This window comes from Mycobacterium sp. 852002-51163_SCH5372311, assembly GCF_001667115.1.
GTDB lineage: Bacteria > Actinomycetota > Actinomycetes > Mycobacteriales > Mycobacteriaceae > Mycobacterium.
The window spans coordinates 1-10,381 of sequence record NZ_LZIJ01000130.1 but is presented as its reverse complement, the minus strand read 5'-3'; the positions used below and the strand labels follow the sequence as shown (position 1 = coordinate 10,381).

The window sequence follows — 10,381 nt, the reverse complement described above, 5'->3', positions numbered from 1 at the left end:
ACAGCGAAGTCCACCACACCACAGACTGGGCCGCAGGCGGGCGCACCGACATCGACAACCTCACCTTCGCCTGCACACCCCACCACAAACTGCTCGACAAAGGCTGGCAAACCCGAAAACAACCCAACGGCCAAACCCAATGGATCCCACCGCCCCACCTCGACCACGGCCAACCCCGCACCAACAACTACCACCACCCCGAACGAATGCTGCCCGACAGGGACGACGATGACGACGCGCCGTAGCGATTTCGCATCCGCACTCACTAACGTGAGTCCGATGACTGAGCAGCACCGCAATCTCGTGCTGATGCGCCACGCGAAGTCGGCGTACCCAGACGACGTCGACGACCACGACCGGCCGTTGGCGTCCCGGGGCGTCCGGGAGGCCGGGCTGGCCGGTGACTGGTTGCGCACCAATCTCCCGGCATTCGACAGCGTGCTGTGTTCGACGGCAACTCGTGCCCGGAAGACATTGGAAGCCACCGGTATTGACGCGCCGGTGCGCTACCTGCCCCGGCTCTACGGAGCCGCACCCGGCACGGTGATCGAGGAAATCAACCAGGTCCCGGACGAGGTCGGCACCCTGCTGGTCGTGGGGCACGAACCGACGACATCGAACGTCGCGATCATCCTGGCCGGCGCGCACGGCACCAACTCCGATGCCGTGCAACGCATTTCGGAGAAATTCCCGACCTCGGCGATCGCCGTGCTCCGTATCGACGGTGGCTGGGGCCAAGTCAGTCCCGCCAGCGGCGCTCTGATCGACTTTCACGTGCCCCGCTAGGACTATGCCTACGAGTTGGTTTGCAGCGTCAGTTCCATGAGCTTGAGAGCCTGCCCACAAGCATCGATGCCGGGCGCCTGGGGGTTTACCCACCAGCCGACCACGCCGCCCGCATCGCTGGCGACTCCACACGCGCCGTTCGGGTCGTCGGGCCGCATCACAATCGAATTCACGCCCTGGATCGTCCGCGTCTCGATCTTGTACTTCAGCCCCTCTGCGGTCTTGCGCTCGTTGCTCAGGCTGCCCTGCTCGAACCAGAAGCGGGTGATGTCGATCAAACCGGCCGGGTTGGCTGCTTGCCACCGGCAGATCGCTCCGACGAACGTGCTCTGAATATCAAGCGGATCGGCGCCCACGGTCTTGGCCAGGATGTCGTTGGTCAAGACCTCACACTCTTTGAGCAGATTAGGGTATTGCTGTTCGGATTTGTTGTTGCGCGGAGTTCCGGCCCCACCCGCTTTGACCGGCGTGCCCGATATCGACCGCGAACACCCCGTCAACACCATCAGAGCGCTCATCAACACGGCCACAAAAACAACCAGGCTTCTTCTGCCGCGACCCCTCCAGCCCGTCATTTCGAGTTCGCAATCGATTGACGGGCCAGTTCTTTGGCTATATCGCACGGCGGCGGGAAGGGCTTCTGACTGAAGCTGATCGACCATTCGATGAAGTCGTCCTGGAACTGGATTCCGACTTCGCATAGCGAGTCACCCAGGTTGGGCTCGTTTCCGACAGCGATGAAACCACCGTGACCGTTGATGTTGATGTCTTCGACGCTCGCGCGCGACAGCTCCTCGGTCTTGCGTTCGCGCCCGATCGGGCTACCGCGGTACCAGGAGAAAGAGAAGTGCGGGCCGCTGATACCGCCGCCCGCCAGCCATTGGCAACCCACCGAATTGCGGGCGGTGTTGACCAAACCCGACACCCGCGTCAGCTCCACCACCGTCTGATCGCTGACGCCACCGCACTGCGGGAAGAAGGGCCCGTGATGGCCTTCCCCGCTTCCCGGGCCCGACGGCGTCGAAGCGCCCGGTTTGTTGTCGCCGGAGCCCGAGCACCCAGCCACCGTCGGGATCAAGATTGTCAAGGCCGATGCCGCCACCGCCAGTGCCGTCAAGTTACGCCGCACCGCTACCTCTTCTGCTGGTGGGTCTGCTGCCAGGGCTACTGCTGGTCACACGATGCACTGTAGCGTCAGCCCCGGGGGTCAACCACCGACACGCTACCTGAGCAGGCTTTTCGCGCACGCCGGCCGGTGCGGCGCAGGCCGCGAACCATCCGGCGGTCCCGGCGTCGAAAGCATGCGAGTGTGCGACAGTTACCAAATGCTCCTGGCACTGCTGCGCCAGTACATACGGCCGTACCGCGGGCTCGTCGCGGCGCTCATGGCGCTGCAGCTCATCAGCACCCTGGCATCGTTGTACCTCCCGACCGTCAATGCCGCGATCATCGACGACGGCGTCGCCAAGGGCGACACCTCCACCATCGTGAGGCTCGGTCTGCTGATGCTCGCCGTCACCGGCTTACAAGTGCTGTGCGCGGTCGGGGCGACCTACTTCGGGTCGCGGACCGGCATGGGCTTCGGCCGCGACCTGCGCTCGGCGATGTTTCACCACGTCACCACCTTCTCCGAACACGAGATGGGCCGGTTCGGCGCGCCAACATTGCTGACCCGCACCACCAACGACGTCAGGCAGATCCAGTTCCTGGTGCAGATCACTTGTCTCGTGCTGATTACCGCACCGATCATGGCGGTCGGCGGGATCGTGATGGCCATCCATCAGGACGCCGGGTTGTCGTGGCTGCTGCTGGTCAGCGTGCCGATACTGGCCGGGGCCAACTACTTGATCATTTCGCGGATGCTGCCGATGTTTCGCGCCATGCAAAGCATGATCGACGGCATCAATCGGGTTATGCGCGACCAGCTGTCCGGTGTCCGGGTGGTCCGCGCGTTCGCCCGTGAGGGTTTCGAGCGGGACAGGTTCGCGCGGGCCAACGTGGCGCTGTCGAACACCGCGGTGACCGCGGGCAACTGGCAAGCGCTGACGTTGCCGGTCACCACGCTGACCATCAACGTGTCCAGTGTCGCCCTGGTCTGGTTCGGCGGATTACGAATCAACAGCGGCCACATGCAGGTCGGTTCGCTGCTCGCCTTTCTGGCGTATTTCACCCAGATCTTGGTGGCAGTCATGATGGCGACGATGACGCTGGCGGTGTTGCCGCGAGCGGCCGTGTGCGCCCAGCGCATCACCGAGGTGCTCGCCACCCGCACCGCCGTCAACAACCCGCAATATCCGAAGTCCCCTCGCGTAGGCGCACTCGGCGCACAAGGCACGGTGCGGTTGGACGGCGCGACGTTCCGCTATCCGGGAGCCGATCGCCCCGTCCTGCAGGACATCTCCCTGACCGCACTGCCGGGTACCACCACCGCAATCGTGGGCAGCACCGGCTCGGGCAAGTCGACGCTGATATCGCTGATCTGCCGGTTCTACGACGTCACCGACGGCGCTGTCCTGGTCGACGGCGTCGACGTGCGCGACTACGACATCAAGACGTTGTGGTCGGGCATCGGGTTGGTGCCGCAGCGCGGCTATTTGTTCTCCGGCACCGTCGCCGACAATCTGCGCTACGGCAAAGCCGACGCGACTGACGACGAGATGTGGGAAGCGCTGCGGGTGGCCGCCGCCGACGACTTCGTCGGAGCGCACGACATCCGCCCAGACGGATTGGACACCGGCGGCCTGCAGATGCGCGTCGCACAAGGTGGTATCAACTTCTCCGGCGGGCAGCGGCAACGCCTGGCGATCGCCCGGGCTGTGATCCGTCGCCCGGCCATTTACCTGTTCGACGACGCATTCTCCGCACTGGATGTGCACACCGAGGCGAGGGTGCGCGCGTCATTGCGGGAGATCTCCGGCGATGCCACCACTATCGTTGTGACACAGCGGATTTCGACGGCGTCGGCGGCTGACCAAGTGATTGTCATCGACGACGGCAAGCTGGTCGGCGCGGGCACACATGAATCGCTGTTGGTCGACTGCCCCACCTATACCGAGTTCGCGGACTCACAGTCGATGCTTTCCGGCGCTCGAGATCAGCGGGGCCGGCGATGAGCGCGCCCGCCGCCACACCGCCGCGCGCCACGCCGGCACCCGTCGCACGCTCTCGTGACTTCACCGGCTCGCTGTGCCGATTGGTCAAGCGCCTGGCACCACAGCGCCGGCTGGTCGCACTGGTGATCACGCTCGCGATCACCGGGACCGCGATTGGCGTAGCCGTGCCGAGGATCCTGGGCCATGCGACCGACCTGTTGTTCAACGGTGTCGTCGGCAAGGGGCTGCCCGCCGGTATCACCAAGGCGCAGGCCGTCGCTGCCGCCCGGCAACGAGGGGACACCGCATTCGCCGACCTACTGTCCGGTATGAACGTCGTACCGGGCCGGGGTGTGGACTTCGATGCGGTGGGCCGGACGCTGGCACTGGCGTTGACACTGTATGTGCTTGCCGCACTGCTGCTTTGGGCCCAGGCCCGGCTGCTGAACGTGACGCTGCAGCGAACCATGGTCGGTTTGCGGTCCGACATCGAGGACAAGGTGCACCGGCTGCCGCTGGCCTTCTTCGACGGACGTCAGCGCGGCGAACTGCTGAGCCGGGTCACCAACGACGTCGACAACCTGCAGACGTCGCTGTCGATAACGATCAGCCAATTGCTGACGTTGATGCTGACCGTGGTGGCGGTGCTGGCGATGATGGTGTCGATCTCGCCGCTGCTGGCGCTGATCACGCTGCTGACGGTGCCGCTGTCACTGCTGACCACCCGGGCCATCGCACGACGCTCCAAGCGCCTGTTTGTTGCTCAGTGGACCAGGACCGGACGGCTCAACGCCCACATCGAGGAAACCTACAGCGGTTTCACCGTGGTCAAGACGTTTGGCCACCAGGACGCGGCGCGGGAACGGTTTCGCGAGTTGAACGACGACGTCTACCAAGCCAGCTTCGGCGCCCAGTTCGTCTCCGGCCTGGTGTCACCGGCGACCACGTTCATCGGCAACCTCGGCTATGTAGCGGTGGCCGTGGTGGGTGGACTGCAGATAGCCGCCGGGCAGATCACGCTGGGCAGCATCCAGGCGTTCGTCCAATACGTCCGGCAGTTCACCACGCCGGTCAACCAGGTGGCCGGTATGTACAACACCCTGCAATCCGGGGTGGCCAGCGCCGAGCGCGTTTTCGCCCTGCTCGACGAACGCGAAGAAACCCCGGAAGCCGCGGCCGTTGAGCCCGCCCCACTGGTGACATCGCCCAACGGCCAGGCACCGACAGGACGCGTCGAGTTCGATCACGTGAGCTTCGCCTACCGGGCGGGCACTCCGGTGATCCAAGATGTGTCGCTGGTGGCCGAGCGGGGCAGCACGGTCGCGATCGTCGGCCCGACGGGAGCCGGCAAGACCACCCTGGTGAACCTGCTCATGCGTTTCTACGACGTCGATTCCGGCCGAATACTCCTCGACGGCATCGACATCGCCACTATGAGCCGGCACGCGCTGCGATCCCGAATCGGCATGGTGCTGCAAGACACTTGGCTGTTCGACGGGACGATCGCCGAAAACATCGCCTACGGACGGCCCGAGGCCGGCGCGGACGACGTGGCGCAGGCAGCCGAGGCGGCCTACGTCGACCATTTTGTGCGCCGGTTGCCTGCCGGATATCAGACTCGCGTCAGCGACGACGGCGGAAACATCAGCGCCGGCGAAAAACAGCTCATCACCATCGCACGAGCATTCCTCTCCCGGCCGCAGCTACTGATCCTGGACGAGGCGACCAGCTCGGTCGACACCCGCACCGAGGCACTGATCCAGCGCGCAACTTGCGAACTCCGCCGGGACCGAACGAGTTTCATTATCGCGCACCGGCTTTCGACCATTCGCGATGCCGATCGCATTCTGGTGATGCAGGCCGGCAGGCTCGTCGAACAAGGCAGCCATGCCGAACTCATCGCCGCGCGCGGTGAGTACTACAAAATGACCGAAGCATGACCGGGTCCGGGCAAGAACCCAAACTTAGGCTCTCAAAACCGCATTCCGGCCCATTCTCTCCGGTATAGGCTCTGTTCGGCTGTTAACTTCGCTGCACAGGAACTCTCTGCGGCAAACACAAGTGAGCCAACCGAAGGAGATGTCGATGAAGTTTCCCCATCGGACCGTAGTCGCCGTCATGGCCGCAATCCTGGCCGTGGTGTTCGCGATCAGTGGCTGCTCCGGCTCAGACAAGAACAAGGGTGGTGGCGGATCGTCGCCGGCCCCGAACGTCGACGCCGCGAACGTCGTCAAGCAGGCCGCCGACGCGATGCGGCAGGTCACCGGAATGCACCTGAACGTCGAGGTGCAGGGCAACGTGCCCAACCTCTCGCTCACCAAGCTCGACGGAGACGTGTCCAAGAACCCGCAAGCCGCCACCGGCAACGCGACCCTGACCGTCGGGTCCAAGCCCGTCGATTCCAAGTTCGTTTTCGTCGACGGTCACCTGTACTCCGACGTCGCAGATCCCGGCGGCAAGTACACCGATTACGGCGACGGCGTGTCGATCTATGACGTAGGGACCCTGCTGGATCCCGACAAGGGCCTCGCCCACATCCTGGCCAACCTCAAGAACCCGAAGGTGGCCGGAACCGAGCAGGTGAACGGCATCGCCACCACCAAGATCACGGGTACCTCGTCATCCAACGACGTAGCCACGCTGGCCGGACGCCGGCTTGGCCCGGAGACGGAAACACAGGAACCCACCACCGTGTGGATCGCATCCGACGGATCCCACCACCTCGTCAAGCTCCAGTTCGTCCCCGCGGAGAACAGCACGATCACGCTGACCATGTCCGATTGGGGCAAGCAGGTCACCGTCACCAAACCACCGGTATAGCCGCTACCGGATCCGACCACCATGCATTCCGAATCGTTTTCAACTCCACCGGCCCGTCGGCCCGGGAAAGGAACCATCATGGAAATGCGCGCTTTTCGGCGACACGCTGCGGTCGTGGTCAGCAGCCTGGCAGTGGTGACCGCAATGTCCGCCACCCTGGCCCCGACGGCACGCGCCGACGACCAGCACGGCGCGATCGCCGTCTCCCCCGCCCATCGGGTGTACGGCAGGGCGTTGCACGCATCGACGAAATCGGCCGCGGATGCCGGGGCGATGAGTGCTTGCGGCTACTCCGACTGCAAGGTCTTGGTGGACTTCACCAACTGCGGCGCAGTCGCCGAGAACGCCACCATGTACATGGGCGGCTACGGCAACACGCTGACGGAAGCAGAGCTGGCCGCCGTCAGGAACCTCGGCGGTGGTTCCGGAACGATCGTGGCCTGGGGTTGCAACTAAAGCTCGGCGGCGAGGCGAGCACGGCACGTCCGTAATCGCCTTCGACGAATGCCCGGCATGTCCGGGTAGATGAGCGGGGTGTGACCCGAGGCTTGCGACGGATCGCGTGACCAAAACGTGCTCAGCACAGCCCGCCGGGTCCCTTCGCGACTGACGTCCGCGCCGGGACCGCTGGCGCCGGCGGATGCGCTCTGAGCTCCACTTTTAGCGCACATTTCCAGGCCCGCGACAGCGGCGCGAGATCTCTTCAAGGATTCGTGGAGATAACAACTAGGTCAACGCTCGAACCTTTTCTCAACAAGCCACTCCGCCAAAGCGGAACGAGAAAAGGAACGACTAGTGAAGACCATCAACTTCTCCAAAATCGCCAAGACCGCGACGTTCGCCGTGGTTGCCGCAGCCATCTCGCTGGGCCTGGCCACCGGCACGGCCGAGGCGGCCGGGGGCACCATGTACGGCGACCCCGTCGCCGCCGCCCAGTGGTGGCGTCACCAGAACTACGACGACTGCGCCATCATGGCCAGCGCCGACGTCGTCGGGCAGGTGACCGGTAAGGAGCCCTCCGAGCGAGCCATCATCAAGGTGGCCCAGTCCACCCCGAGCATCGCCCACAGCGGCTCGATCTACATCAAGCCGGTCAAGGGTGACAAGACTGAGGGCAATGGCACCGTGATGCCGGACCTTCCGGAGCTGCTGAAGCAGTACGGCGTCAAGGCCGTTTACAGCAACAAGAATTACTCCGCAAAGACCGGCGTTCCGGCAGGCATTGAGGGACTCGAGCAGCTGCTGGGCAGCGGCCACAAGCTGATCGTCAGCTTGAATGCCGAGATGATCTGGCACAAGCCGATCGAAAGCAAGGACAAGAACGGCAACCCGGTGTCTGACCACGCTGTGGTGGTGACCGGTATCGACACCGCCAACAACGTCGTGCACCTCAACGACAGCGGTACCCCGAACGGCAAGGACGAGCAGGTCCCCCTGTCGCTCTTCATGCAGGCCTGGGAGACCAGCAACGAGGGTGTGGTGACGACCGCCTGATCCGGCACCCCGATGTCAATCGCGACGGCGGGCAGCCAACCGGTGCATGCACCGGGCCGGCTGCCCGCCTTTGCGTGCGGGACTGTCCGCCAAAACAATTGGTGCGGGAAAGTGCTGATCGCATTGATAACACCGACATTTGAGCCATTCGTTCGGCAGGCGTGGGGCCGCGGCGCACCGTCGGAAAGCCGGGCGATCGCAGGCCGGTTGCGCGCACGAGAAAGCAAATGCGGAGTGCGCCATTGTTACCGAATTCGCGGACTTCGTATCAGAATGACAAGTAATGCGGCGGCACGTAATGCGACACTATTGGCAGCCTGGCACGTGACGTCGCAGAGCACCCGGAAGGGCTGGTAACCGCGATGGAGGACATACGTCTCGAATTCGGTCTGCTCGGACCGTTGGAGATGAGTGTTGACGGCGCCCTGGTGCCGTTGGGTACGCCCAAGCAGCGGGCGGTGCTGGCCATGCTGTTGATGAACCGCAACAGCCCAGTTGGCGTGGACAGGCTGATCACGGCCGTGTGGGAGGGGTGGCCCCCGTCCGGGGCGAGGGCCAGCATTCACTCCTACGTATCCAACCTTCGCAAGCTGCTCAGCGGCGTCGGGATCGACCCACGAGGTGTGCTGGCCGCAGCGCCGCCCGGCTACCGGCTGAGCATTTCCGAGAACGCTTGCGATCTAGGGCGGTTCATCACCGCCAAGAACGCGGGAGTACACGCCGCCGCTTCGGGTCGGTTCGAACACGCCAGCCGTCATCTGTCCGAAGCCTTGGCGGAATGGCGCGGACCGGTGCTCGAGGATCTGCGCGACTTTCAGTTCGTCGACACCTTTGCCACTGCCCTCGTCGAGGACAAGGTTGTCGCCCACACTGCAAAGGCAGAGGCCGAAATCGCTTGCGGTCGTGCGTCATCCGTGATCACCGAACTGGAAGCCCTCACCAACGAGCACCCTTACCGTGAGCCGTTGTGGGCGCAGCTGATCACCGCCTACTATCTCACCGACCGGCAGTCCGACGCGCTGGCCGCGTTTCGCCGGGTGAAGACGTTGCTGGCCGATGACCTTGGCATTGACCCCGGCCAGACCCTCCGCGACTTGAACGACAAGGTCCTGCGACAGGAACCCCTGGACGCCAAGAAGAGGGCCAAGACCACCGCTGTCGGCACGGTCACAGTGCTCGATCAGCGCACCAGCGTCACGGGCCAGAAAGTTCTCGCCCACCTGTACTCGGCATCGGGTGAGCGCTATCCGCTGAAATCGGCGGCGACGCGAATCGGGCGCCTGCAAGACAACGACATCGTGTTGGAAAGCGCCAATGTCAGCCGCCACCACGCTGTCATCGTCGACACCGGCACCAACTACATCATCAACGACCTTCGGTCATCCAATGGAGTGCATGTGCAATACCAGCGGATTCGCACCGCCACCACGCTCAACGACGGGGACCACATCCGCATCTGCGACCACGAATTCACCTTCCGGGTGGCCCTGGACAATCAGGAGGAGACGGTTGGTTTTTCGGCGATCGAATAGGCCGCCGAGGTCCTGACGCGACGTCGCAACCGCGAGGGGCCAGATGTTGCGGATGTCATGCGCCCGGGCAGGTAACGCCTTACCGTCATGATTGCTCGGTCAGCGATTTCTGGCCGGCGCGTTGGACGGTCGCCGTTGATAATGTGAGCGGCATCGCGGGGTCGGGTTGTAAGGAGCAGCGATGAGCGAGGAGCAGGGCTCGCGGGTTGGGTCGATGTTTGGGCCCTATCGGCTCAAACGGCTGCTGGGCCGCGGTGGGATGGGCGAGGTTTACGAGGCCGAGCACACCGTCAAGGAATGGACGGTTGCGGTCAAGGTGATGACCGCAGAATTCAGCAAGGACGCGGTGTTCCGCGAGCGGATGAAGCGCGAAGCGCGCATCACCGGGCGGCTCAAGGAACCGCATGTCGTGCCCATCCACGACTACGGCGAAATCGACGGCCAACTCTATTTGGAGATGCGGCTGATCGAAGGTACCGACCTCGACAGCATGCTCAAGCGGTACGGCCCGCTGACCCCACCGCGCGCGGTGGCCATCATCAGCCAGGTCGCCGCCGCCCTCGACGCCGCGCACGCCGCGGGGGTGATGCACCGCGACGTCAAGCCGCCCAACATCCTGGTCACCCGCGACGACTTCGCCTACCTGGTCGACTTCGG

General features: G+C 64.2%; 11 protein-coding genes. 9 read left to right on the top strand and 2 right to left on the bottom strand.

The features are described from left to right. Window positions 1-245 (top strand): HNH endonuclease signature motif containing protein (locus A5791_RS16270; RefSeq protein WP_197504706.1); only part of this gene is annotated, 245 nt, incomplete at its 5' end. Between the two features lie 34 nt (window positions 246-279). Further along, window positions 280-786 carry a histidine phosphatase family protein gene (locus A5791_RS16265; protein ID WP_067238853.1) on the top strand — a complete coding sequence of 169 codons (507 nt, stop codon included), beginning with the start codon at window positions 280-282 and terminating at the stop codon, window positions 784-786. Between the two features lie 8 nt (window positions 787-794). On the opposite strand, the gene A5791_RS16260 is transcribed toward A5791_RS16265, so the two are convergent. Both A5791_RS16260 and A5791_RS16255 read right to left on the bottom strand, forming a co-directional pair. Then, a complete protein-coding gene (locus A5791_RS16260; protein WP_067238849.1) occupies window positions 795-1,361 on the bottom strand; it encodes a DUF3558 domain-containing protein in 567 nt (188 codons plus the stop codon). Then, on the bottom strand, window positions 1,358-1,915 hold the full coding sequence (locus A5791_RS16255) for a DUF3558 domain-containing protein (RefSeq protein ID WP_067238845.1): 558 nt from the start codon (window positions 1,913-1,915) through the stop codon (window positions 1,358-1,360). Before A5791_RS16255 ends, A5791_RS16260 begins: the two co-directional genes overlap by 4 nt. Window positions 1,916-2,111: 196 nt before the next feature. On the opposite strand from A5791_RS16255, the gene A5791_RS16250 reads away from it, so the two are divergent. The 7 genes from A5791_RS16250 to A5791_RS16220 form a co-directional block, all read left to right on the top strand. Beyond that, entirely contained in the window at window positions 2,112-3,899 is a 1,788-nt protein-coding gene (locus A5791_RS16250) for an ABC transporter ATP-binding protein (RefSeq protein WP_067238841.1), read from the top strand. Continuing rightward, a complete protein-coding gene (locus tag A5791_RS16245; RefSeq protein WP_067238836.1) occupies window positions 3,896-5,818 on the top strand; it encodes an ABC transporter ATP-binding protein in 1,923 nt (640 codons plus the stop codon). Before A5791_RS16250 ends, A5791_RS16245 begins: the two co-directional genes overlap by 4 nt. A 145-nt stretch (window positions 5,819-5,963) precedes the next feature. Then, window positions 5,964-6,698, top strand: coding sequence for an LppX_LprAFG lipoprotein (locus A5791_RS16240; protein ID WP_067238859.1), 735 nt, complete (start codon window positions 5,964-5,966; stop codon window positions 6,696-6,698). Window positions 6,699-6,776: 78 nt separating this feature from the next. Next, on the top strand, window positions 6,777-7,154 hold the full coding sequence (locus tag A5791_RS16235) for a DUF4189 domain-containing protein (RefSeq protein ID WP_067238833.1): 378 nt from the start codon (window positions 6,777-6,779) through the stop codon (window positions 7,152-7,154). 348 nt (window positions 7,155-7,502) lie between these two features. Beyond that, on the top strand, window positions 7,503-8,192 hold the full coding sequence (locus A5791_RS16230) for a C39 family peptidase (protein WP_067238856.1): 690 nt from the start codon (window positions 7,503-7,505) through the stop codon (window positions 8,190-8,192). A gap of 362 nt (window positions 8,193-8,554) precedes the next feature. After that, on the top strand, window positions 8,555-9,724 hold the full coding sequence (gene embR, locus A5791_RS16225) for an ATPase/transcriptional regulator EmbR (protein WP_067238830.1): 1,170 nt from the start codon (window positions 8,555-8,557) through the stop codon (window positions 9,722-9,724). A gap of 181 nt (window positions 9,725-9,905) precedes the next feature. After that, a partial coding sequence (locus tag A5791_RS16220) for a serine/threonine-protein kinase (RefSeq protein ID WP_156661371.1) occupies window positions 9,906-10,381 on the top strand: 476 nt, incomplete at its 3' end.

What these genes read in the sequence shown, in the direction of transcription:
- A5791_RS16265 (WP_067238853.1), top strand. Translation starts at nt 280, where the DNA reads ATGACTGAGCAGCACCGCAATCTCGTGCTGATGCGCCACGCGAAGTCG.
- A5791_RS16260 (WP_067238849.1), bottom strand. Translation starts at nt 1,361, where the DNA reads ATGACGGGCTGGAGGGGTCGCGGCAGAAGAAGCCTGGTTGTTTTTGTG.
- A5791_RS16250 (WP_067238841.1), top strand. Translation starts at nt 2,112, where the DNA reads ATGCTCCTGGCACTGCTGCGCCAGTACATACGGCCGTACCGCGGGCTC.
- A5791_RS16245 (WP_067238836.1), top strand. Translation starts at nt 3,896, where the DNA reads ATGAGCGCGCCCGCCGCCACACCGCCGCGCGCCACGCCGGCACCCGTC.
- A5791_RS16240 (WP_067238859.1), top strand. Translation starts at nt 5,964, where the DNA reads ATGAAGTTTCCCCATCGGACCGTAGTCGCCGTCATGGCCGCAATCCTG.
- A5791_RS16235 (WP_067238833.1), top strand. Translation starts at nt 6,777, where the DNA reads ATGGAAATGCGCGCTTTTCGGCGACACGCTGCGGTCGTGGTCAGCAGC.
- embR (WP_067238830.1), top strand. Translation starts at nt 8,555, where the DNA reads ATGGAGGACATACGTCTCGAATTCGGTCTGCTCGGACCGTTGGAGATG.